The sequence below is a fragment of the Streptomyces sp. NPDC091209 genome (genome assembly GCF_044757755.1).
Taxonomy (GTDB): Bacteria; Actinomycetota; Actinomycetes; order Streptomycetales; family Streptomycetaceae; genus Streptomyces.
Genome location: NZ_JBIVVR010000023.1, coordinates 54,856 through 78,258 on the forward strand (window position 1 = coordinate 54,856; position 23,403 = coordinate 78,258).

The 23,403-nt window shown below is 70.8% G+C and carries 16 protein-coding genes and 1 pseudogene; 16 read left to right on the forward strand and 1 reads right to left on the reverse strand.

Features of this window, described 5'->3' with window-relative positions; all coding sequences use genetic code 11:
* Window positions 1-268: 268 nt before the first annotated feature.
* The gene (locus ACIQRL_RS39690; RefSeq protein WP_401340978.1) at window positions 269-886 is read left to right on the forward strand and encodes a sigma-70 family RNA polymerase sigma factor; all 618 of its coding nucleotides are present in this window, start codon (window positions 269-271) and stop codon (window positions 884-886) included.
* A gap of 341 nt (window positions 887-1,227) precedes the next feature.
* A complete protein-coding gene (locus tag ACIQRL_RS39695; protein ID WP_401340981.1) occupies window positions 1,228-1,812 on the forward strand; it encodes a DUF4383 domain-containing protein in 585 nt (194 codons plus the stop codon).
* A gap of 272 nt (window positions 1,813-2,084) precedes the next feature.
* On the opposite strand, the pseudogene ACIQRL_RS39700 reads toward ACIQRL_RS39695, so the two are convergent.
* Window positions 2,085-2,447 (reverse strand): annotated as a pseudogene (locus ACIQRL_RS39700) (hypothetical protein); the annotation flags it as partial.
* Between the two features lie 1,023 nt (window positions 2,448-3,470).
* Here ACIQRL_RS39700 and ACIQRL_RS39705 point away from each other — a divergent pair.
* The 14 genes from ACIQRL_RS39705 (at window position 3,471) to ACIQRL_RS39770 (ending at window position 23,403) form a co-directional block, all read left to right on the forward strand.
* Window positions 3,471-4,949: a sugar transferase gene (locus tag ACIQRL_RS39705; RefSeq protein WP_401340983.1), complete on the forward strand. Its 1,479-nt coding sequence runs from the start codon at window positions 3,471-3,473 to the stop codon at window positions 4,947-4,949.
* 73 nt (window positions 4,950-5,022) lie between these two features.
* On the forward strand, window positions 5,023-6,342 hold the full coding sequence (locus ACIQRL_RS39710; RefSeq protein WP_401340985.1) for a nucleotide sugar dehydrogenase: 1,320 nt from the start codon (window positions 5,023-5,025) through the stop codon (window positions 6,340-6,342).
* Complete coding sequence (locus tag ACIQRL_RS39715; protein ID WP_401340988.1) at window positions 6,332-7,612, forward strand: glycosyltransferase family 4 protein; 1,281 nt, start codon at window positions 6,332-6,334, stop codon at window positions 7,610-7,612. The genes ACIQRL_RS39710 and ACIQRL_RS39715 overlap by 11 nt, the downstream gene beginning before the upstream one ends.
* The gene (locus tag ACIQRL_RS39720) at window positions 7,609-9,006 is read left to right on the forward strand and encodes a Wzz/FepE/Etk N-terminal domain-containing protein (RefSeq protein WP_401340990.1); all 1,398 of its coding nucleotides are present in this window, start codon (window positions 7,609-7,611) and stop codon (window positions 9,004-9,006) included. The genes ACIQRL_RS39715 and ACIQRL_RS39720 overlap by 4 nt, the downstream gene beginning before the upstream one ends.
* A complete protein-coding gene (locus ACIQRL_RS39725; RefSeq protein ID WP_401340992.1) occupies window positions 9,003-10,520 on the forward strand; it encodes a Wzz/FepE/Etk N-terminal domain-containing protein in 1,518 nt (505 codons plus the stop codon). Before ACIQRL_RS39720 ends, ACIQRL_RS39725 begins: the two co-directional genes overlap by 4 nt.
* A gap of 2 nt (window positions 10,521-10,522) precedes the next feature.
* A complete protein-coding gene (gene asnB, locus ACIQRL_RS39730; RefSeq protein ID WP_401340993.1) occupies window positions 10,523-12,451 on the forward strand; it encodes an asparagine synthase (glutamine-hydrolyzing) in 1,929 nt (642 codons plus the stop codon).
* Between the two features lie 25 nt (window positions 12,452-12,476).
* Complete coding sequence (locus tag ACIQRL_RS39735; protein ID WP_401340996.1) at window positions 12,477-14,681, forward strand: bi-domain-containing oxidoreductase; 2,205 nt, start codon at window positions 12,477-12,479, stop codon at window positions 14,679-14,681.
* Window positions 14,678-16,645, forward strand: a complete 1,968-nt coding sequence (locus tag ACIQRL_RS39740; RefSeq protein WP_401340997.1) for an alginate lyase family protein — start codon at window positions 14,678-14,680, stop codon at window positions 16,643-16,645. Before ACIQRL_RS39735 ends, ACIQRL_RS39740 begins: the two co-directional genes overlap by 4 nt.
* Before the next feature lie 9 nt (window positions 16,646-16,654).
* A complete protein-coding gene (locus tag ACIQRL_RS39745) occupies window positions 16,655-18,175 on the forward strand; it encodes a right-handed parallel beta-helix repeat-containing protein (RefSeq protein WP_401341000.1) in 1,521 nt (506 codons plus the stop codon).
* Window position 18,176: 1 nt separating this feature from the next.
* Window positions 18,177-19,409 (forward strand): O-antigen ligase domain-containing protein, encoded by a 1,233-nt coding sequence (locus ACIQRL_RS39750; protein WP_401341001.1) that lies wholly within the window; start codon window positions 18,177-18,179, stop codon window positions 19,407-19,409.
* A gap of 2 nt (window positions 19,410-19,411) precedes the next feature.
* Entirely contained in the window at window positions 19,412-20,686 is a 1,275-nt protein-coding gene (locus ACIQRL_RS39755) for a glycosyltransferase (RefSeq protein ID WP_401341002.1), read from the forward strand.
* Window positions 20,683-21,918, forward strand: coding sequence for a class I SAM-dependent methyltransferase (locus ACIQRL_RS39760; RefSeq protein WP_401341004.1), 1,236 nt, complete (start codon window positions 20,683-20,685; stop codon window positions 21,916-21,918). Before ACIQRL_RS39755 ends, ACIQRL_RS39760 begins: the two co-directional genes overlap by 4 nt.
* A 13-nt stretch (window positions 21,919-21,931) precedes the next feature.
* On the forward strand, window positions 21,932-22,759 hold the full coding sequence (locus ACIQRL_RS39765; protein WP_401341006.1) for a glucose-1-phosphate cytidylyltransferase: 828 nt from the start codon (window positions 21,932-21,934) through the stop codon (window positions 22,757-22,759).
* Window positions 22,756-23,403 carry a PIG-L deacetylase family protein gene (locus ACIQRL_RS39770; RefSeq protein ID WP_401341007.1) on the forward strand — a complete coding sequence of 216 codons (648 nt, stop codon included), beginning with the start codon at window positions 22,756-22,758 and terminating at the stop codon, window positions 23,401-23,403. The genes ACIQRL_RS39765 and ACIQRL_RS39770 overlap by 4 nt, the downstream gene beginning before the upstream one ends.

Consider the following 23,403-nt stretch of genomic DNA (forward strand, 5'->3'; position numbering starts at 1 on the left):
TGTCCGTTCCGCCGTCCGCGGAGGAGCGGTCAACCCACGCGTGTCTGTGCCCGTCGCCGATCACCGGCATGCGGGCCGCCCGCGAGCGGTCAGCCAATACGACGCACAGTCGATGCAAGTTGCCCGCTGCATCGATATTTCGGATGGTGGCAGAGCCGGAATCGCCCCGCGCGGACCGGTGCGCCGGACACCGCAGACGGTACGACCCACAGTGGTCGCCCCCCTTCGGAGACATGGCGCAGCCCGCCCTGTTCGAGGAGCAGTCGCCATGACCTCACAGCAGCTGACCGAGCAGCCCCTCAAGGGTGCTCCGCTCACGGCTCCCGTTCATGAGTCTCTTGGCGAGGAGGAACTCGCCACCGCGTTCGCCGAAGGCGACGAGCAGGCCCTTTCCGGGGCCTATCACCGATGGGGCCGGCTGGTGTACACCCTGGCCCGACGCTCTCTGGGGGACGCGGCTGAGGCAGAGGACGTCACGCAGGTGGTATTCCTCGCCGCCTGGCGGGGACGGGCCGGCTTCGCACCCGAACGTGGCGCTCTGGCAGCGTGGATCGTCGGAATCACCCGGCGCAAGATCGCCGACGCGTTGCACGCCCGGACACGCCGGGCCGACCTGGTGGCGGCAGCGGGGGCCGTCGTATGCACGCAGGATCGTGCCGGTGAGCCCGATGCGGTGCTGGACCGCGTCCTGATCAGCCACGAGTTGTCGAAGCTCCCCGCGACTCAGCGGCGCGTGCTCAGCCTCGCCTACTACAACGACCTCACACAAACCCAGATCGCCCAGGTCACCGGCTTGCCGCTGGGAACGGTCAAGAGCCATACCCGTCGCGGGCTGCACGGGCTGAACCGTTGTCTCCAAGACGTGGCGGAGAACAGCCGTGGCTGAGCCCCCTCCGCTGGTTCTCGCGGGCGGTACAGGCCTCCGATCCGTGACCAGCTGATGCCCCGGACTTCTCGCGGTGGCAGAGGAGGCGGGGACCTGCCCTTCCGACCATTCTCACCCCATCGCGCTCAAGCGTCCGCCGCTTCCACGGCGTTGCTCGCGGGGAACGTCTCCTCGCACATGCCGACATCGACTTCGGCTCCGGCAGGGGCTCGGCCGACTGATCCCGCCCCCGCAGGAAGGCGGTGCAACCACTTGGTGACTTTCCAGGGAATGAAGGGACGAAACGCAAGAAAAGGCGCCGCTTCCGCGGGCCTGACTTCCGGTAAGAGAAGGGACGGGCGATGAAGCTCCAGGACGAACTCCCCCTCGACCACCACCTGGCCGCCGTCTACCGCTGGGGCTCCGCGTTCTGCGGGGTGGTCCTGCTCGTCTTCGGCATCCTCGGATTCGCCGACGAACTCAGTCCGTTCAACACGAACGGGGACAGCATCGCGGGCATGTCGACCAACGGCGCCCTGAGCCTGATCTCCGTGGCCGTCGGCCTGACCCTGATCGCGGGTGCCGCCATCGGCGGCAACGTCGCCTCCACGCTCAACATGACAGTGGGAACCCTGTTCCTGCTCAGCGGATTCGTCCACATCTTCATCCTCGACCGGCCCGCCAACGTCCTCGGCTTCGGCATGACCAATGTCGTCTTCAGCTTCGTCATGGGGCTGGTGATCCTGACGTTCGGCATGTATGGGCGCGTGTCGAGCAAGCTGTCGCACGACAATCCGTACTGGCAGCGCCGTCACCCGCGCGAGGCCGCCCGGGAATCCCTCGCCCGGCGCCGGCAGCCGGCAACCGCACCGGCGCTGCCGACCGGCACGGACCGGACGGCCCTGCAGGGAGCGACCGTGTCTCCCGGCTCGCGACCCAGCCACTGAGGCGTCCCGGGCCTGGCCTCGGCCCGTTCGGCGCCGCAGTACCCCGCATGTTCGTCCAGGCCGGCGACGCAGCGGGCCGGACGAACGGGCGGCGCGGTGGCGGTGGCGGTAATTCGGCTGCGATCCGCGGCCGTCCATGAACTCCGTCGCGCGCAACGACCGCAGCGGCAGGTATAGGCGGCGGTCCCCGCGCCGCTGTAAGCCTCGATGTCGATGTAGTAGGTGCAGGTACCGGACTCAGTGCGTGTGAGGGCGAGGGTTTCGTCGGTGCCGGCGCCGTCGTTGACGGAGCGCTCCAAGGTGCTGCCGGCCGAGTCCATGAGGTAGAGGTCGGCGTCGTAGCCGGAGGGGACGGCGCATCGGACGGTGGCGCGCTGGCCTGATGCGAGGGTGACCTTGAAGTAGTCGGCATCGGAGGAGGACTTCGTGCTGCCGGTGAGAGTGGCGGGGGACGCGAGGGGGGGTGGCGTCGTCGGCTGTGCTGCGGGAGTCGTTCGGTTCGCTCTCGTTGAGGGTGCTTCCACTCGGCGATCCGCAGTTCGTCTGTTCCCACGCTCGGACCAACGAACGTCCAAGCCGAAGGTCACATGATCAACAACTTCTGTTAGGGCTCTTAGCGCCAACGGCTGTACCACTGGTCCCCGCGGCCGTACAGGTCCTGCTGTTCGGAGTCGTTGTCCTGCTGGCCGGATTCCGTCTCTGGGAGCGCCATCACAGCGGTGGTTCGAGCTCGACCGTGTTCGGGCCCATGGCCGCATCGGCACTGTCCATCGGCCTGCTGGAACGTTATCGGGCAAACGCCGCCAAACGCTCTCGGTGACCCACCTTCCCGTTGGTTCAGGCCGCCGCCGACAGGGGCCCACCACTTCAAGCTGGACTTCCGGAAGATGCGGTTCGGCTGAGCGGCCCCGGTCGTGGACCAGGGCAGCGGCGCGGGCGTAGGCGCCGTCGTAGACCGGCGTGTCGAGGAGTTCGCCGCGACGGCGGGCGACGGCGCCGAGTCGTGTGCCGCGCGTCCGGGGCGATGGCCCCGCCAGGCTCGGGCACCCACAGCGGCAGGCCGTAGTGCACGAACACCGGGAAGCCTTGCCGAACCGGGCGCCGTGGAAGGCCCGCCGGCGCTCGCCGATCGCTGCCGCGTCGTAGCCGCACCCGGGGGCCGGGCGCGTCACTGGAGCGCGCGGTGGCACCAAAGCACCCGGAGGCGGTCTCCGATCGATGCATCCTGCTTCAAAGCTCGATCACAAAGTGCACACATCCCTCTCTTCATTCTGGCCCCGATGGTCTAGATTGACCGTGCTTCAGCTGTTCGGGCACGAGGCGACCGTTAATGATCTATAGGTCCAGCGTTACGAGAAGCCGGCCGTCATGTCCCCGGCGCCAGACGTGGGGGTGATCAGTTCCTGGAACCCGAGAGTGGCCCTGGGTGCGGAGAGCACCCGAGGTTCCGACGGGTTCCCGCGCACTTCGAGAGTCTGGCTGGGCATTCAAGTCCGCTGCCGCCAGGTTGGGTTGTTCGAGTTGCACTGAGACAGCCGGGATGTCATGCGCGGGAGGCGAGGCCTCCCGGGGGGAGGAACAGCGCGGCGCGGGAGGCGGGGGCCTCCCGGAACAGTGTTAGGCGAAAACGTCGAACCACTGGGAACCTGGGGGGTTCTGTGCGGCAAGGGGGACTAGTCAGCCCGTTTCCGTCTGCGCGCGAGCGTCTGGCGAGCGGGTCGAGCAACCAGCCCGCGATCGAGTGGGAGCAGCGATACCGCCGTGCCGTGATCACCAGCGATACGGTGGCGACCGCCTTCGTGGTGGCGGCGATCGGCAACTTCTTCGGGGCCCGTGACGCGGCCAACTGGCACGAGAAATGGGGAATTCTCGCATTCGGCACCGAACTGCTGGTGCTGGGCGCTCTTGCGGTGAGCCGGTCGTGGGCTCCGGCCGTGCTCGGCCAGGGCGCCGAGGAATTCCGCCGGCTCGGACGCTCGCTGTTCGCGGCGACCGTCGTACTGGCGCTCGGCGGGATCGCCCTCACCTCGCGCAACATCAAGCTCTGGATCTTCGTCGCGATCCCCGCGATCGCGCTCACCACCATGACCGCGCGGTATCTGCTGCGCCTCCGGCTGCACAAGCAGCGGAAGGAAGGCCGGTGCCTGCGACCCGTGCTCGCCGCCGGAAGCCTGGCCACCGTGCGCGACCTGATCAGCCGAACCCGTAAGTTCCCGCACCTCGGATGGCGGGTGGACGCGGTGTGCACGACGGACGGTCTCGGGCTCGACGGTGAGCACCTGGACGGAGTGCCGGTCGTCGGCCGACTGGCGGACGTCGCGGGGCACGTGCACCGCGAGGGCTACCGTGTCGTCGCTGTCACACCGGATCCGCACTGGTCGCCCGACCGGCTGCAGCGGCTGGCCTGGAACCTCGAAGGCAGCGACGCCGAGATGATCGTGGCCCCCGTGCTGATGGAGGTGGCCGGCCCTCGGCTGCACATCGACGCGGTGCTCGGGATCCCGCTGCTGCGGGTCAGCATGCCGACCTTCACCGGGGGCCGCCGGGCGATCAAAGGGGTCGTCGACCGGATAGGCGCAACGATTCTGCTGATGCTGTTCGCGCCGCTGATGGTGTTCGTCGGGCTGCTCGTGCTGCTGGACAGTCGGGGTGGGGCGTTCTATCGCCAGCGCAGAGTCGGCAAGGGCGGCCGCGAGTTCACCATTCTCAAGTTCCGCACCATGGTCGCCGGGGCCGACGGGGCACGTGCCGAGCTGGCCGACCGCAACGAGGGCGCAGGCCTGCTGTTCAAGCTCCGCCGGGATCCGCGGGTGACCCGGGTGGGAGCGGTGCTGCGCCGGTACTCGATCGATGAGCTCCCGCAGCTTTTCAACGTGCTGACCGGATCGATGTCGCTCGTCGGTCCGCGGCCTCCGTTACCGGAGGAGTCCGCCGCGTACGGACCGGAGATCCGGCGGCGACTGCTGGTCAAACCCGGACTCACCGGCCTGTGGCAGATCAGCGGACGCAGCGACCTGTCGTGGGAGGAGGCGGTCCGGCTGGACCTGCGGTACGTGGAGGACTGGTCGCTCGCCCTGGACACAGTGATCTTGTGGAAGACGCTGCGTGCGGTGCTCTATGGGCAGGGGGCCTACTGATGCGCGGGAGTCATCGTCCGGCCTGCGCGCGGACCGCGGGCCGGCAGGGCCTGCCTCGGGGGAGGAACGGGTCATGAGAGTCAGCGTTTTCGGGCTCGGCTACGTGGGCTGCGTGTCGGCCGCGTGCCTGGCCAGCATGGGTCACGAAGTCGTCGGGGTGGACGTGAACCAGGTGAAGGTCGACCTGGTCAACGACGGCAAGGCCCCGGTGGTCGAGGAGGGGATCGGCGAGCTCATCGCCGAGGTCGTGGGGACGGGAGCGTTACGCGCCACCGACGACGTCCGCGAGGCGATCAGCGGCAGCGAGGTGTCGCTGGTCTGCGTGGGTACACCGTCGGAACCCAACGGCAGCCTGTGCACCACGTACTTGGAGCGGGTCACCGAGCAGATCGGCGCCGCGCTGGCCGAGCGGGGCGGGCGGCACACCGTCGTGTTCCGCAGCACCATGCTCCCGGGCACCTGCCTCAACCTGCTGGTACCGATCCTGGAGAAGTACGTCGGCGGAACGGCCGGGGTGGACATCGGCGTCGCGGTCAACCCGGAGTTCCTGCGCGAGGGCACGAGCGTGCGGGACTTCTTCGACCCGCCCAAGACCGTCATCGGCGAACTCGACCCGGCGAGCGGCGATGTGGTGGGGGCGCTGTACGACGGCTTGCCCGGCGAGGTGTTCCGGGTGCCGGTCCCGACGGCCGAGGCCATCAAGTACGCGGACAACGCGTTCCACGGCCTCAAGATCGGCTTCGCCAACGAGCTGGGCGCGGTATGCCAGGCGCTCGGGGTGGACTCGCACCAGGTCATGGACGTGTTCCTGGCCGACCGCAAGCTGAACATCAGCCCCGCCTACCTGCGGCCCGGCTTCGCCTTCGGTGGCTCCTGCCTGCCCAAGGACCTGCGCAGCCTGGTCCACGCGGCACAGCGGGCCGATGTCTCGGTGCCCATCCTCGCCCATGTGCTCCCCTCCAACTCCGACCATCTGCAGCGCGCGGTGGAGCTGGTCGAGCGCACCGGCAAGCGCCGGGTCGGCCTGTTCGGGCTGTCCTTCAAGCCCGGCACCGACGACCTCCGCGAGAGCCCGCTCGTCGAGCTGGCGGAGAGGCTCTTCGGCAAGGGGTACGACCTGCGGATCCACGACGCCAATGTGAGCCTCTCCCGGCTGCTCGGCGCGAACCGCGAGTACATCGAGACCCGGCTGCCGCACCTCGCGCAGCTCCTCGCGGATTCCGTCGGCGAGGTGCTCGAGCACGCCGAGGTGTGCCTCGTCGGGACCAGGGATCCGGCCGTGCTGTCGGCCCTGCCCCATGGCGACGACGGCCCGTTGATTGTCGACCTGATCCACCTCCCCGACGCCGATGCGCGCCGGGCCGAACCGGGGTACATGGGCCTTGCTTGGTGACACATCGTTTGAAGACGCAGCCAGCGGCGACCGGCCGGACCGGCGTGCGCTGATCCTGGTGGAGAACCTGTCGGTGCCCTTCGACCGGCGGGTGTGGCAGGAGTGCACGACATTGCGCGACGCGGGCTGGGAGGTGCACGTCATCTGTCCCCGGGGCAGCAAGCGCGACACGGAGCCGGAGGCGGAGATCGACGGGGTGCGGATCCACCGCTATCCGTTACGTGCGGCCACCGGAGGGCCGGCCGGCTATCTGCGGGAGTACGGATCGGCGTTGTGGCATACGGTCCGGCTGGCCCGGAAGGTCGGGCCGGTCGACGTGGTCCACGCCTGCAACCCGCCCGACCTGCTGTTCCTTCCGGCGCTGTGGCTGAAGCGGCGCGGAGCGCGGTTCGTCTTCGACCAGCACGACCTGGTGCCCGAGCTGTACCTCTCCCGGTTCGGCCGCGGCAAGGATCTGCTCTACCGCGCCGTGTGCGCGCTGGAACGGCGGACCTACCGGGCCGCGGACGTCGTGCTCGCCACGAACGAGAGCTACCGGGATGTCGCGGTGCGCCGTGGCGGTCGGCGGCCGGAGGACGTTTTCGTGGTGCGCAGCGCGCCCGACATCGACCGGTTCCACCCCGTACCGCCAGAGCCCGACCTGAAGCGCGGCAAGCCTCATCTGCTGTGCTACCTCGGCGTCATGGGCCCGCAGGACGGCGTCGACTACGCCTTGCGGGCCCTCGCGAAGCTGCGCGACGAGCTCGGGCGGACCGACTGGCACGCGGTGTTCGTCGGCGGCGGCGACACCTTCGACGCGATGGTGGAGCTGTCCCGGCGGCTCGGGCTCTCGGAGCGGGTCCAGTTCACCGGGCGCATTCCGGACAGCGACCTGGTGCGCTACCTGTCCACTGCGGACGTGTGCCTCTCCCCCGACCCGCACAATCCGCTCAACGACGTGTCGACCATGAACAAGGTCCTGGAATACATGGTGATGGGCCGGCCGATCGTCTCGTTCGACCTCCGGGAGGCGCGAGTCTCCGCCGGTGACGCCGCCCTCTACGCGCCCGCCAACGACGAGGCCGAGTTCGCGGGGCTCATCGCGCTGCTGCTGGACGACCCGGAGAAACGGGCCCTGATGGGCAAGATCGGCCAGGAGCGGATCAGCGGATCGCTCTCCTGGCGCAACTCCCAGCGGTCGCTGCTCGCCGCCTACGCCGCCGTCTGCCACGACGACGCTCCGGTGTCGGCGGGCGACCCGGACCGTGCAAGACGGAGGCCGCACCGTTGAGCGATGACACGATACGCCTGGCCACGATCGGGCGGATTATCCGTCGGCGCTGGCGACTTCTCACCATCCTCGCCATGGTGGGTGCGCTCGTCGGGTACGGCACCTCCCTGCTGTTTCCGCCGCGCTACACGACGTCGGCATCGGTTCTGCTGCCGGGTGCGTGGGAGGAGCGTGAGCTGCTGACTCAGGCGGAGATCGCGACCAGTTCGGTGGTGGTCGACCGCGCGGCCGCCACGCTCCACTGGCATGGGGTCAGCGGCAGCGAGCTGCGGAATCGGGTGAGCGCCAAGGCCGCCGACGCGAACATCATCAAGATCTCGGGCACGGCCGACACCCCGGAGCGCGCTCAGCAGCTCTCCGACCAGGTGGCCCAGCAGTTCGTCGCATTCGCCGCGCGGATCGTGGACGCCAACACCGACCCCGAAGCGGCGGCGCAGCTCGAGGCACTGCAGCAAATGGTGGTGCAGACCAACCGCCGCATCACCGACCTGGCCGACGCCGCCGATCCGGGGCAGACCGTGGAGAGCGTGCAGACCCGCACCGAACTCGAGAAGCTGCGCACCTCACTGCACGAGGCCATCACCAAGCTGGACCAGGCCGGCCCGGCTGCCAACAAGGCGAACATGGTCGTCATGGGGTCGGCCGCCCGGCCGACCGGCGAGGCCCCGCCGACGAGGACACAGCTCATCGCCGGCGGAGCGCTGCTCTTCTTCCTGCTCGCGGTCATCGGCCATCTCAGCGCCGCCCGGATGAGCCGCCGACTGCGCAGCGAACCGGAGATCGCCGCGGCGCTGGGCTCGACGCTGCTGGGCACCGTCGACGTACCTCGTGAACGGTCCGGGCACCGGCCGGAAGGCCGGGGCGGTCGGGCCCGGATCCGCCGGCTGCTGGGCGTCGACACCCGGTGGGACATACCGACCCCCCAGACATCCGGTGACGAGGCCGGCAGACGGATCCGCTACCGGCGGGTGTGCGCCCGGCTCCGGGACCAACTACCGGCCCCCCGAAGGCTGCTGGTCGTCGTCCCGGACGGCGACGAGATCGCCCGCCGGGCCGCCGGGCAGCTCGTCGCCGAGGCCGGGAGCGATCCTTCCTCCGGCACTTCCAGCAGCGGATACCCCGTGCTGCGGGTGGTGGGGGTCTCGGTGTCCCGGCCGCTGGTGCCGGACCGCGACAACGAGTCCGGTGCCCTGGTCGTGCTCAGCGCGGGCGCCTGGACCGCAGTTGAGCTCGCCGGCATCGCCGAGGCGTGTGCGGACGCCAAGCACGAGGTCGTCGGCATCGTCCTGGCCGGCCCGGTCCGGGCCCGTGCGACGCGATCCGCCGGCCGTCCTCGGGATGCCGCCACGCCGGTGCTCGCGGTGGGCAACGACGTGAAGGGAAGTTCAGGGTGACGACGAGTACGACTTCGGAGTCGTCGGCCGCCGCTCCGCTGCTCGACCTCCAGGCGCTGGTGGTGGCGGTGCGGAGGCGGCGCCGCCTCTGGTGCTCCATGGCGCTGCTGGGGCTGCTCGTCGGCACGGCGGCGGCGGTCCTGCTGCCGCCGCCGCCGACCGCCGTGGCCAAGGTGCTGGTAGCGCATCAGGAGGACCAGCCGAACGATCCCGGAACACTGATCCGCACCGACGTCGGGCTGCTGCAGACCACGCGGATCGCCGCCAAAGCCCTGCAGTCCCTCGGGTCCCCGGAAAAACCGCAGGACTTCCTGCAGGAGTACGGGGCTGTCGGCCTGACCAACAACCTGCTGCAGATCACGGTGACCGGTGACAGCGACGCGGAGGCGGTGGCCCGCGCCAAGGCGCTGGCCGACGCGTTCGTCGCGGACCATGTGACGCGGATAAAGGACGCCACCAACGCCGAGGCCAAGGCCCTGCTCGACGAGCGTGACCGGATGCAGGGCGAACTCGCCCAGGTCAACAAGGCGATCGGAGACGGATCGTCGCAGAGCGGGCCGAAGGCGTCGGCGAACCTGGAGTCGCTCTTCGCCAGCCGGGCCGAACTCACCTCGCGGATCACCGATTTCAGCCAGCGCGCCGCGGACGCGCGCATCGGCACGCCCCAGCTCATCGTCGGCACACAGGTCGTGGACGCACCGCGCGCCGTGCCGCATTCTCTGCCCAAAACCGCTGCCGCCGACGCCGCGATCGGGCTCGTCCTCGGGCTTCTCCTCGGGCTCGCGGTGGCCGCAGTCGGCACGGTGGTGGCGGACCGCCCCGTGCTCCGCCGGGACATCGCGGCGAACCTCGGCGCCTCGGTCATCGCGGAGCTGCCCCGCCGGTCGGCCAGGCTGTGGCGACGCCGACGGATCCGGGCGGCACGCGAACGGCTCACCGCGTCACTGGCCCGCGTGCACAGCTCCGCGGAACCGGTGTCACTGCTGGAACTGGGCTGCGCGCGCAGCGCGAGCGTGATCGCCCTGGACCTCGCCAGGGCGCTGTCGGCGGAGGGGCCGCTGGTCGTCGTCGACGCTCTGCCCGGCCTGCAGCTCGCCAAGCGCCGCCCTAAACCAGGAGACCCGACCGTGGTCAGCGGCGAGCGTGCCGCGGCTGTGTCGCAGCAGGAGCGCCGGCTCGGTGTCGGCTCGGTGGCGCCCGGCACGGCGTGGACCGACCTGCGGTACCTCGGCACCCGGACCGTGCTCGTCGTGCGCGCCGGGCACGGCAGTGCCGCATGGCTGCACACCGTGGCGCGGCAACTCGCCGACCAGCGCATTCCGGTGATCGGTGTGGTGCTGATCGACCCCGATCCGCGCGACCGGACCGACGGCACGCTGTGGGACGGGCCGCACACCGCGCCGCGCGGCCAGAACGAGCCGCCGGCCCGGCAGAACGGGACCGGCCGGCGGCGGGCCGAGCGGCAGCCGACGTGGGCGGCACGCGTCCCGGACAGCGACCAGGAGGCGCGCTAGACATGTGTGGCATCGCAGGCACTTACCGGTGGCCGGACGGAAAGGTCGTGGCCGACCGGCTCACCGATACCCTCGCCCACCGCGGTCCGGACGGGGCGGGCCGGTACAGCCACCCCCTCGGTGACGGCGAAGTGCACCTCGGGCATCGCCGGCTGGCCATCGTCGACCTGTCCGAGACCGGCGCCCAGCCGATGGCCTCCGACGGCCTCGTCCTGACGTACAACGGCGAGCTGTACAACGCGCCCGAGCTGCGTGCCGAGCTGGCAGCCGCCGGGGTGCGCTTCCGCGGCACCTCCGACACCGAGGTGCTGCTGGAGGCCTGGCGGCGCTGGGGCACGGAGTGCCTGCCCCGGCTGCGCGGCATGTTCGCGTTCGGGATCTTCGACGAGCGAACCGGTGAGCTGGTGCTCGCCCGCGACCAGCTCGGCATCAAGCCGCTGTTCCTGCTCCGGCGCGGCGAGGGTCTGGTGTTCGCCTCCGAGCTCAAGGCGCTCGCCGCCGTGACCGGTGGGTCGCTGCAGGTGGACCATGCGGCACTGGTGGCCTCGCTGCTGTACTACTGGGTGCCGGACTCACGGTGCGCGTTCCGCGAGGCGGAGAAGCTGCCGCCGGGGAGCTGGCTCCGGTGCCGGCCCGACGGCCGGGTGGAGCGAGGCCGGTTCTGGAACCTGAGGGACGTCGCCGCCGAGGGCCGCGAGCGCGCCCGGGACGGCGAGCAGCCGGACCTGGCAGCCATCGTCGAGGAGTCGACCCGGCGCCACCTGCTCTCCGACGTACCCGTGGCGACCTTCCTCTCCGGCGGTCTCGACTCCAGCTACCTGACCGCGCTGGCGGCCCGCGACCGACCCGGGATCTCGGCTTACACGATCGGGTTCCGCGCCGAGGACGCCAGGTTCGAGGCGATGCCGGACGACCTGCGCTATGCCCGGCAGGTGGCCGAGCGGTTCGGCGTCGACCTGCACGAGATCGAGATCGCTCCGAAGGTGCTCGACCTGCTGCCGCGGATGACGTACCACCTGGATGAGCCGATCGGCGACCCCGCCGCTATCAACACGTTCCTGATCTGCTCGGCCGCCCGGGAGGCCGGGGTCAAGGTGATGCTCTCGGGGATGGGCGCCGACGAGCTGTTCGCCGGTTACCGCAAGCACCTGGCCAACCTGATCGCGCTGCGCTACCAGCGCGTCCCGCGGCCGCTGCGGCGCGGACTGTCCGCGGTTGTGGACCGGCTGCCGGTCGCCACGGCCCGGCGGGGGTACCGGTCGGTGCGCTTCGCGAAGCGGTTCCTCTCCTTCGCCGATCTGCCGGAGGAGACCGCGTTCCGGCGCAGCTACACCATGTACGACCAGGACGAGCTGCTCGCCCTGGTCAATCCGGATCTGGCCGGGACGGTCGAGGACGTGCTGACCGAGCACGCGGACATCTACGAGGACAACGACCTCGACGATTTCGTCAACCGCATGTGCCTGGGCGACACCCGGATGTTCCTGCCGGGCCTGAACCTCGCCTACACCGACCGGTCGAGCATGGCCGCCTCGACCGAGGTGCGGGTGCCGTACGTGGACGTCGAGGTGGTCAGGGCGGCGTTCGCCGTGCCCGGCGACCGCAAGATCGTAGGACGGCAGGGCAAGGTCGTCCTCAAGGAGGCGGCCGGCTCGATCCTGCCCCGGGAGATCGTGTACCGGCCGAAGGGCCTGTTCAGCGCGCCGCTGCGGGCGTGGATGAGCAGGGATCTGGCACCGCTGGTGCGTGAGGTGGTCAACGACGGCGCGCTCGTCCGTTCCGGGCTCCTGCGCCGCGACGCGCTGGCGCGCATGGTCGCCGAGGACGCCGCCGGGCAGCGGGACTTCTCCAAGCATCTGTGGCATGTGCTGACGCTCGAGTACTGGTATCGCGGCGCGACCTCTGGCTCCGGCCAGAACCAAGCGGCTTGACGGCGTTGAAACAAGAGGAGCTCGGGTGAAACAGGTTGTCCAGAACTACAAGAGCGGCGAGCTTGCGGTGCTCGACGTGCCGGTGCCGGGCTGCAAGCCGGGCGGTGTACTGGTCCGGAGCGCCTACTCGCTGATATCCACCGGGACCGAGCTCATGAAGGTGTCCGAGGCCGGCATGTCGATGCTGGGCAAGGCCCGCTCCCGGCCGGACCAGGTGGCCAAGGTCATGCAGAGCGTGGCCACCAACGGGGTGCCCGCCACCTACCGCAAGGTGATGGGCAAGCTGGACTCCTACACGCCGCTGGGCTACTCGCTGTGCGGGGTGGTCGAGCAGGTCGGTACCGGGATCGACGACGTGGCGGTCGGCGACCTCGTGGCCTGCGCCGGCAACGAGCACGCGTTGCACGCCGAGCTGAACTGGGTGCCGAAGAACCTCTACGCCCGGGTGCCGGACGGCCTCGCGCCGCGGCACGCGGCCTTCGGCACCGTCGGGTCGATCGCGTTGCAGGGCGTGCGCCGCGGCGAGTCGCAGCTCGGCGACGTGGCGCTGGTCATCGGCCTCGGGCTGATCGGGCAGCTGGTGGTGCAACTGCTTGCCGCCTCGGGGGTCCGCGTCGTCGGGGTCGACCCCGACCCGGTGCGCTGCGAGCTCGCCGAGCGCCTGGGCGCGGCGGCCTGCGGTGATCCCGCGTCCGCGGGCGTGGAGGCCGCCGTCGCCGAACTCACGGACGGCCACGGCGTGGACCAGGTGTACCTGGCCGCCGGCGGCGGCAGCAACCAGCCCGTCGAGCTGGCCGCGCGGCTCTGCCGGGACCGCGGGCGGGTCGTCGACATCGGCAAGTGCCGCCTGGACCTGCCGTGGAACGCGTACTACGAGAAGGAGCTCGACGTCCGGTTCTCGCGCTCGTACGGCCCCGGGCGCTACGACCCGGAGTACGAGCTCGAGGGGCGGGACTATCCGATCGGCTATGTGCGCTGGACCGAGCGCCGCAACCTGGCGTGCTTCCTCGATCTCCTCGCCCGCGGCCGCGTCGATGTGGAGCCGTTGGTCTCCCACGTCGCCGACTTCGAGGACGCCGTCGAGACGTACCAGCGCCTGAAGGACGGTGAACTGAAGGCCGTGGCGGTGCTGTTCCGGTACCCCGGGCAGAAGGCGGAAGCGGGGGAAGCGGAGGCCCCGGTGGTGGCCGTGCCCGCGGTGCGACGCGGCGGCGGAGCGTCCACACCGGTCCGGTCCGCCCATGCGCCGGTGCGGCTGGCGTTCGTCGGCGCGGGAAACTACGCGACGTCGATGCTGCTGCCGCACCTGGGACAGCGCGACGGTGTCGAGTTGGCCACGGTCGTCACCACGACGGCGCTGTCCGCGGCCAACGCGCAGCGGAAGTTCGGCTTCACCGAGGCGACCACCGATCTCGACGCCGTACTCGGCGACAAGTCCATCGACGCGGTGTTCGTCGTCACCCGGCACAGTTCACACGCGGACCTGACCCGCAGGGCGCTGCTGGCCGGCAAGACGGTGTTCGTGGAGAAGCCGTTGGCACTCACCGAGGACGAGCTGGCGGGCGTGCTGGCGGCGGTGGAGGAATCCGGCAACGACCGGCTGCAGGTGGGCTTCAACCGCCGGTTCGCGCCGCTGCTGCAGGAGGCCAGGAAGCGGTTCGGCGCCCGGACCGGTCCGGCGAGCCTGCGCTACCTGGTCAACGCGGGCCGGCTGCAGCACGGCAGCTGGTACCTCCAACAGGGCACCGAGGGCTCGCGCTTCGCCGGCGAGGGCGGACACTTCATCGACACGGCGAGCTGGCTGCTCGAGGCCGACCCGGTATCGGTGTACGCGGTCGCCACGTCCGGCAACGAGGACCTGCAGGTCGTGCTGCGCTACCCGGACGGGTCCACCGCCACCATCAGCTACGTCACCACCGGCGCGGCCGGCTTCCCCAAGGAGACGCTGGACCTCGTCGCCGACGGCAAGGTACTGCGGCTCGACGACTTCGTCCGTGCCTCGCTGTATTCGGACGGCGGGGCCGGCCGCAAGCGGTGGGTCAGTTCGCGGCTGCCCCAGGCTCGGGACAAGGGCCAGTCCGCCGAGCTGGCCGCGTTCGTCAAGGCCGTGCGGACCGGTGGACCGATGCCTGTGCCGCTGGAGTCGCTGGTCGCCACCACGGCGGCCACCCTCGCCGTGCGGACCGGCCTGGCCGGCGGCGTGCCGGTGACGTTGGCGAGGGCGCGATGACCATGAGCGCGGGCTGGTACCTGCGGCGGCTGTCCCGGATGGGACCGCGGGAGGTCGGCGGCCGGGTGGGTGACGCGGTGCGCAGGCGGCGGTGGCGGTCGGCGCGGCCGGACTGCCCGAGCGTGAGCGGCGCCCGGTTCACCGCGGTACTGCCCGTCGGGGCGATCGCCGCGATACCTCCGGACGCCGCGAAACGTCTCATCGCCGAGGCGGACCGGCTGATGTACGGGCACGCCGAGTTTTTCGGGGTGGTCCGCGACGACCTGGACGACCCGGACTGGTGGTGCGACCCGAAGACGGGGCGCCGGGCTCCGTGGGGCTATGCCTTCGACGTGCCGTACCGGAACGAGGACGCGGTCGGGGACATCAAGCAGATCTGGGAGCTGTCCCGGCATCAGTACCTCACCGTGCTCGCCGCCGCCTACGCGATCACCGGGAACGAGCGGTACGCCGAGCGAGTGGCCGAGCACCTGCGTTCCTGGTGGACGGCCAACCCACCGCTGCGCGGCGTGCACTGGATCAGCGGCATCGAGCTGGGCATCCGGCTGCTGTCCTGGGTGTGGATCCGCCGGCTGCTCGACGAATGGCCGGGCGCGGCCGGGCTGTTCGAGGGCAACCCGGTGGCGCTGAACCAGATCTGGCACCACCAGCGCTGGCTCGCCGCCTTCCCCAGCCGGGGGTCCTCGGCGAACAACCACGTCATCGCCGAAGCCGCCGGGCAGTTCGCCGGGGCCTGTGCGTTCGGGTGGTTCCCCTCCTCGGCACGTTGGCGAGCCGGCGCGCTGCGGTCGCTGGAGCGGCATCTGCGCGGCAACACCTTCGGCTCCGGCCTCAACCGCGAGCTGGCCACCGAGTACCACGGACTGGTGCTGGAGCTCGGCCTGGCCGCGGTGGCCGAGGCGGATGCCGCCGGCGTGCCGGTCCCCGCGTCGATCCGGCTGGTACTGCTGCGGATGACCGACGCGCTCGCGGCCGTCGTGGACAACCGGTTACGGCCACCGCGCCAGGGGGACGCGGACGACGGGCACGGCCTGATCGTGGACGGCCCGGGCACCGACCGCTGGGCCTCGCTGCTGGCCACCGGGGACGCCGTGTTCGGCCGGCTCGCCTGGTGGCCCGTGGTGACCGGCTCCGATGTGCGCACCCCGCTGCTGGCCGCGCTCATCCGGCCGTACTCGGAAAAGGGAACCGCACCGGCTGTGTCCCGGCCGGCAAGCCGACCGGCGCATTTCCCCGACGCGGGCATGACCATCCTGCGCGGTCCGGAGGAGATCTGGTGCCGCTGCGACGGTGGTCCGCACGGATTCCTGTCCATCGCCGCGCACGCTCACGCGGACGCGCTGTCCGTGGAAGTCCGGCACGACGGGGTCGACGTGCTCGCCGACCCGGGGACGTACTGCTACCACGGGCAGCCCGAGTGGCGGCAGTACTTCCGGTCGACCCTCGGCCACAACACCCTGCAACTGGACGGCGGTGACCAGTCCGTCTCCGGTGGCCCGTTCCTGTGGACCCGGCATGCCCGCAGCCGCGTCCTGGCCGCGGACCCGTCCGACGCCTCCGACGGGGGGACGGCCCGCTGGTGTGCCGAGCACGACGGTTACCAGGGCTCCGTGCACCGCCGCCGGGTGGAACTGACGGCCGCGAGCCATGAGCTGAGGGTGGTGGACGAGGTGCGCGGCCCGGGCCGAGCCGTACGGCTGGCCTTCCACCTCGGCCCGGCGATCACCGCGGACCTGGTGGGGAACCGGGCGGTGCTCGCCTGGACCCGGGACGGTGAGGACCGCTCCGCGGCGCTCGACCTGCCCGAACGGCTGTGCTGGACGGCCCATCGCGGCGAGAGTGACCCGCCGCTGGGCTGGTACTCCGTCGGCTTCGGGCGCAAGGAACCCACCACGACGCTCGTCGGCACCGGCTTCGCCGACGGCACGGAGGGGTTCACCACCGTACTCAGGTTCCGCGGCTAGGGAGGACGCTTGGGGATCAAGTGGCGGCACCGGGCGTTGCCCGCGGCACTGCTGGCGCTGGCCCTGCTCGCGGCGACCGGCTGTGAGAGCACGCCGGCCGCGCGGCCGAAGCCGACCGCCGCGCCATCCACACCCGTGGCCCGGGTGTGCGCCAAGCCCTCGGCCGGTCCGGCGACGGCACCGGCGGGCGCGGTGACGGTCGACCCCGCGGTGACCGGTGACCTGGCCGCGAAGACCAGGAGCAACCCCCCGCACACCACGTTCTGGCTTCGACCGGGCAAGCACCGGCTCGAGCCGGACCGCTACGCCCAGGTCGTCCCCAAACAGGGGAACACCTACCTCGGCGCGCCCGGCGCGGTACTCGACGGCCGGAAGACCAACCAGTACGCGTTCGCCGGCACCGCCCGCGATGTCACCATCCGCTACCTGACCGTGCAGGGTTTCGTCGCGCCGCGCGACGAGGGCGTGGTCAACCACGACTCGGCCGACGGGTGGGTGATCGAGCACGCGACGATCCAGAACAACTCCGGCGCCGGGCTGATGGCCGGTGCCCGCCAGCGGGTTCTCGCCAACTGCTTGCGCGGCAACGGCCAGTACGGCATGAACGCGTACCAGGCCACCGGCCGGATCACCGGTCTGGTGGTCGAGGGCAACGAGATCGTGGGCAACAACAGGGACGACTGGGAGCGGCGGCGGCCGGGCTGCGGCTGCACCGGAGGCATCAAGTTCTGGGCCGTCAACGGCGCCGACGTACGCGGCAACTGGGTGCACGACAACCGCGGAGTCGGGTTGTGGGCGGACACCGACAACAACGACTTCCTCATCGAGGACAACGTGCTCGAGGACAACGACGGTGCCGCGCTGATCTACGAGACCAGCTACAACGCGGTCATCCGGAAGAACACGATCCGGCGCAACAACTGGGTCGAGGGCCGCAAGTACGCCGACCGCGGCGACACCTTCCCGTTCGCGACCATCTACCTCTCCGAGTCCGGCGGCGAACCACGGATCCCAGCCCGCACGGACAAGATCGAGATCTATCGGAACGTGCTGGAGAACAACTGGTCCGGGATCACCCTGTGGGAGAACGCCGACCGGTTCTGCAACAGCCCGGCCAACACCTCGTCCGGTGAATGCACGCTGCTGGTGAAGCACACCGACCGCTGCGTACAGCCGGCGATCGCCACCGCACCGCTCTACGCCGACTGCCGGTGGAAGACCCAGAGGGTGGACATCCACGGCAACCGCTTCGTACTGGACAAGTCCGTCGTCGACTGCACGGTGAAGTGCGACCGCATGGCGGTGCTGGCCAACTACGGCACCTACCCGGACTGGTCGCCGTACCAGGGCGAACGGGTGGCAGAGGCGATCACCCGCGAGCAGCACAACCGCTGGCACGACAACGTCTACGTCGGACCATGGAGATTCGTCGCCCACGACCCGAGCCGGATCCTCGACTCCGGGCAGTGGCAGGGCACGCCGTACCAGCAGGACGCGGGCAGCACCTTCCGCGCGCCGGACGGTGGTTGAGATGGGCGCGGACCACACGCCGAAGATCGTCGGGACGGTCTGGGGGCTGCTGATCCTCAACACGCTCGGCTCCGCCGGGGCGAAGACCATCATCCCGCTGCCCCGCTCCCTCATCCAGATGGTCACCATGGGCGCGCTCGTCGCCGCGTTCACGCTGGCGCTCGCGGTCAATCTCCGGCTGCGCATCCGGGCCAGCGCCTTCTTGTTCCTGCTCACCCTGCTGCTGGGGCTGAGCGTGGTCTCCAGCGCGAACCTGGAGTCCGGGTTCGGCGCGCTGTTCCGCTGCGCCCGGCTGGCTCTGTTCGTCGGCACGCTGTGGCTTCTCAGCCGCTGGTGGGACGGCGGCCCGACGTTCGTCCGGCACCACATCCGGATGTACTTCGCGGTGCTCGGGTCGGTGGCCGCCGGTCTGGTCATCTCACCGGGCGCGGCCCTGCCCGGGCTCTACGGCGGGCGGCTGGTCGGCGCGTTGTGGCCGCTCACCCCTCCGCAGATCGGACAGTACGCCGCGGTGATCATCGGGCTTACCGTGCTGCTCGTTCTGGACCACCGGACCGACAGGACCAGCGCGGCGGTGATCATCGTGCCGTCCCTCGTCCTGCTCGCGCTGACCCATACCCGGACGGCCACGCTCGGCCTGCTCGTCGGGCTGGCGTTGGCGATCGGCTCGCTCATCCTGACCAGCGCCGCCGCCCGCCGGTTCTTCACCTGGGCGGTGCTGATCGCCGCCGTGGCCGCGGTGGGGTTCGCCTCCGCGCTGCAGGCGTGGTTCCTGCGCGGACAGAGCCAGGAGAATTTCTCCAGCCTCACCGGTCGGGCCAAGGTCTGGGACGCCCTGCTGGCAGCACCCCGGACGACCTCGGAGTACCTGTTCGGCGTGGGCCTGGGCGACAAGTCGTTCGGCGGGCTGCCGATCGACAACAGCTGGCTGGCGGTCTTCAACGAGCAGGGTATGACCGGCGTCGCCCTGGTGGCGGCGATCATCATCGTGTTGGGCGGTGTCGCGTTGCTGCGGCCGCCGTCGCTGTCGAGGGCCTGCGCGATCTTCCTGATCAGCTACTGCGCGATCGCGTCGTACACCGAGGCCGGGCTGGGCGACGCCTCGCCGTATCTGCTGCATCTGGCCGTGGCCGCCTCGCTGCTGGCGGCACCGGCCGCGGCCACTCCCCTGTCGGCACCCGAAGTCCATCGACGAGACGCCCCGCGTTGGGCACGGAGATCGGAGGTGACCTGAGCATGCGCGTCCTCGTGGTGCACAACCGCTACGCCTCGGCGCAGCCGAGCGGGGAGAACAAGGTCGTCGACCAGGAGGTGGCGCTGCTGCGCGGGGCCGGCCACCAGGTCGAGGTGTTCGAGCGGCGCAGCGACGACATCGCCGCCCGGTCCCTGCTGGGCAAGGCCGCGATACCGCTGCTCGTGCCGTGGAACCCGGCGGTCCGCGCGGAGCTCGCCGCCGTCCTTCGTAGCGAGCGGCCGGACGTGGTGCACGTCCACAACGTCTTCCCGCTCCTGTCGCCGGCGGTGCTGGCCGCCTGCGCCGACACCGGCGTGCCCGCCGTCGCCACGCTGCACAACTACACCCAGGTCTGCCCGCCCGGCACGCTGCAGCGGGACGGCCGGCCGTGTGCCGAGTGCGTCGGGTCCGCGCCGCTGCCCGCCGTCCGGCACGGCTGCTACCGGAACTCCCGGCTGGCGACGGTGCCCCTCGCGGTCAGCATGTCGGTCAACCGACGGCGGTGGTGGTCCGGCGTGGAGCGGTTCTTCTGCATCTCCGCGGCACAGCGCGACGTCCTGGTGCGGGCCGGCATGCCGGCCGAGCGACTGGCGGTGAAGCACAACTTCGTGCCCGAACCGGGCGCGGGCCGTGCGGGCGCGGGCGAGCATCTGCTCTATCTCGGCCGGCTCGCGGAGGCCAAGGGCGTGCGGCTTCTCATGGCCGCGTGGGACGAACTCGCCGCCGACGGCGGGGTGGGCGTCCCGCTCATGATCGCCGGTACGGGGCCGCTGGAGCCGGAGGTGACCGCCTGGGCGGCGGGCCGGGACGACGTGCGGTACGTCGGCCTCTATGACACGGCACAGTGCCGGGAGGCCATCGCGCGGTCGGTCGCCGTGGTGGCTCCCTCGACATGGCTGGAGGCGTTCGGCCTGGTGGTGGTGGAGGCGATGGCGGCCGGGGTCCCGGTCGTCGCCGCCGGTCACGGCGCCTTCGTAGAACTCGTCGAGGACGGGATGACCGGGCTGCTGCACCGGCCGGGCGTGTCCGCGTCGCTCGCGTCCTGCCTGCGCCGGATCACGGCCGAGTCGGCCCGCAACCAGGAGATGGGCCGGGCGGCCCGGCGCCGTTACGAGCAGGGGTTCAGCCCGGCCGTCGGCCTTGAGCGCCTGGTGGAGGGGTACCGCACCGCGATCGCGGGTCGGTCCGGCGGCGGGGAGAGCCCGTCGCCGGCAGGGGAGAAAAGTACTGGCTCGCGGCGGGTGCGCCCGCGCGAGCGGGATGGGGGAAGTAGATGACACGATGCCGACTCTGCGGCTCGGCGACGCTGGCGAGCGTCGTCGATCTGGGGGCGACCCCGCCGTGCGAGAGCTTTCTCGCCGCTGAGCAACTGGACCGGCCGGAACCGGCGTACCCGCTGCATCTGCGGGTCTGCACCGACTGCTGGCTCGCGCAGATCCCTCCGCTGATCACGCCGGAGGAGACGTTCAGCGAGTACGCGTACTTCTCCTCCTTCTCGACCTCCTGGGTGGAGCACGCGCGCACGTTCGTCGCCGACGCCGTACAGCGGTTGGATCTCGGCACCGACGCCTTCGTGGTCGAGGTCGCGAGCAACGACGGGTACCTGCTGAGGCATGTGGTGGACCGCGGGATCCGCTGCCTCGGCATCGAGCCCTCGGTGAACGTCGGCGCCGCGGCGCGGGACGCGGGTGTGCCCACGCTCACCGAGTTCCTGTCCCCGGACACCGGCTCGGCCGTCCGTGCCGAGCACGGCCCGGCGGACCTGGTCGTGGCCAACAACGTGTACGCGCACATCCCCGACGTGGTCGGGTTCACCCAGGGGCTGCGCGCCCTGGTGGCCGACGACGGCTGGGTCTCCATCGAGGTGCAGCACCTGCTGACCCTGATCGAGGAGAACCAGTACGACACGATCTACCACGAGCACTTCCAGTACTACACGGTCGCGTCCGCGGCCCGGGCGCTGGCGAGCGGCGGACTCACGCTCGTGGACGTCGAGTTGCTGCCCACGCACGGCGGCTCCATCCGGCTGTGGGCCCGGCCGGCCGAGGTGGCCGGCGAGCCGGGCGGGCAGGTGGCCGACGTACTGGACCGGGAGAAGGCCGCCGGGCTGCGGGAGTTGTCCGGGTACACGGAGTTCTCCGCCCGGGTGGCCAAGGTGCGCCGGGACCTGCTGCGGTTCCTCATCGACGCGGCCGAGCGCGGAGAGACGGTCGTCGGCTACGGCGCCCCGGGCAAGGGCAACACCCTGCTCAACCACTGCGGCATCCGGCCCGACCTGCTCCGGTACACGGTCGACCGCAACCCCTACAAACACGGCAGGTTCACCCCGGGCACCCGCATCCCGATCCTGCCGCCCGAGCGGATAGCCGCCGACCGGCCGGACTACGTCCTCGTCCTCCCGTGGAACCTGCGGGCCGAGCTGGTCGAGCAGTTGTCGTTCGTGCACGAGTGGGGCGGCCGGCTGGTCTTTCCCATCCCGGAACTGAGCATTGTCGAGGCCGCGTCTTGAAAGAGGTCACAGCATGAAGGTCGTTCTGTTCTGCGGCGGTTACGGACTGCGTATGCGCAACGGAGCCTCCGACGACGTGCCCAAGCCGATGGCGATGGTCGGCCCGCGGCCGCTGATCTGGCACGTCATGCGCTACTACGCGTACTTCGGGCACACGGAGTTCATCCTGTGCCTGGGCTACGGGGCGCACCACATCAAGAACTTCTTCCTCAACTACGAGGAGACGACGTCCAACGACTTCGTACTGCGGGGCGGGCGCACCGAGTTGCTGTCCACCGATATCGCCTCCTGGACGATCACGTTCGCGCAGACCGGCATCGAGTCGCCGATCGGGGAGCGCCTGCGCCGGGTGCGGCATCACCTGGACGGTGACGAGATGTTCCTCGCCAACTACGCCGACGTGCTCACCGACGCCCCGCTGCCGGAGATGATCGACCGGTTCGCCCGGCGTGACGCCGGTGCGTCGATGATGGTGGTGCCGCCGCAGTCGTCGTTCCACTGTGTGGACCTGGGCGAGGACGGCCTGGTGGGGGGCATCACCGCGGTGAGCGACATGCCGCTGTGGGAGAACGGCGGCTACTTCGTGCTCCGCCAGGAGGTCTTCGACCACATACCGGAGAACGGGGACCTGGTCGCCGACGGATGTGCCCAACTGGCCAAGCGCGGACGGTTGGTGGCGCACCAGCACCGCGGCTTCTGGAAGCCGACCGACACCGTGAAGGAGCGGGCCGCGCTCGACGAGGCCTATGCCCGGGGCGACCGCCCGTGGGCCGTGTGGGAACGGGACGGCACGGGAGCGAGCGCGACCGGCAGCAGGGACGGCGCCGGAGCGAGGACGTGATCCGGCTCGGTGCCGGGCGCCTGGACCGGATCGTCGCGGTGGGCGCGCACTGCGACGACATCGCCATCGGCGCCGGCGGCACGCTGCTGACGCTCTGCCTCGGGAGGCCGGGCATCCGCGTCGACGCGCTGGTGCTCTCCGGCGGGGGCGGCGAGCGGGAACAGGAGGAGCGGGCCGCGCTCGCCGCCTTCTGTCCGGGCGCCGATCTGCGGCTGACGGTGCTCAAGCTGCCGGACGGCCGGATGCCCGCGCACTGGGAGGAGGCCAAGGCCGCGGTCGAGGAACTGCGCGGGCAGACCGAGCCCGACCTGGTCCTCGCGCCGCGTACCGATGACGCGCACCAGGATCACCGCGGCCTGGCGCGGCTGCTGCCCACCGCGTTCCGCGACCATCTCGTGCTCGGCTACGAGATCGTCAAGTGGGACGGCGATCTCGGCCGTCCGGCGGCGTACCAGCCGCTGTCTCCGGAGATCGCGGAACAGAAGGTGCGGCTGCTGCAGGAGCACTACCCCTCACAGCGGCACCGGCCCTGGTACGACCGGGAAGCCTTCCTGGGCCTCGCGCGGATCCGCGGCATCGAATGCCACGCGCGCTACGCCGAGGCGTTCGCCGTCACCAAACTCACTCTCGACCTGGGGGAATGA

Bases quoted from the DNA above. Each gene is read 5' to 3' on its own strand.
- ACIQRL_RS39690 (WP_401340978.1), top strand. From the start codon at position 269: ATGACCTCACAGCAGCTGACCGAGCAGCCCCTCAAGGGTGCTCCGCTC.
- ACIQRL_RS39695 (WP_401340981.1), top strand. From the start codon at position 1,228: ATGAAGCTCCAGGACGAACTCCCCCTCGACCACCACCTGGCCGCCGTC.
- ACIQRL_RS39710 (WP_401340985.1), top strand. From the start codon at position 5,023: ATGAGAGTCAGCGTTTTCGGGCTCGGCTACGTGGGCTGCGTGTCGGCC.
- asnB (WP_401340993.1), top strand. From the start codon at position 10,523: ATGTGTGGCATCGCAGGCACTTACCGGTGGCCGGACGGAAAGGTCGTG.
- ACIQRL_RS39740 (WP_401340997.1), top strand. From the start codon at position 14,678: ATGACCATGAGCGCGGGCTGGTACCTGCGGCGGCTGTCCCGGATGGGA.
- ACIQRL_RS39750 (WP_401341001.1), top strand. From the start codon at position 18,177: ATGGGCGCGGACCACACGCCGAAGATCGTCGGGACGGTCTGGGGGCTG.
- ACIQRL_RS39755 (WP_401341002.1), top strand. From the start codon at position 19,412: ATGCGCGTCCTCGTGGTGCACAACCGCTACGCCTCGGCGCAGCCGAGC.
- ACIQRL_RS39760 (WP_401341004.1), top strand. From the start codon at position 20,683: ATGACACGATGCCGACTCTGCGGCTCGGCGACGCTGGCGAGCGTCGTC.
- ACIQRL_RS39765 (WP_401341006.1), top strand. From the start codon at position 21,932: ATGAAGGTCGTTCTGTTCTGCGGCGGTTACGGACTGCGTATGCGCAAC.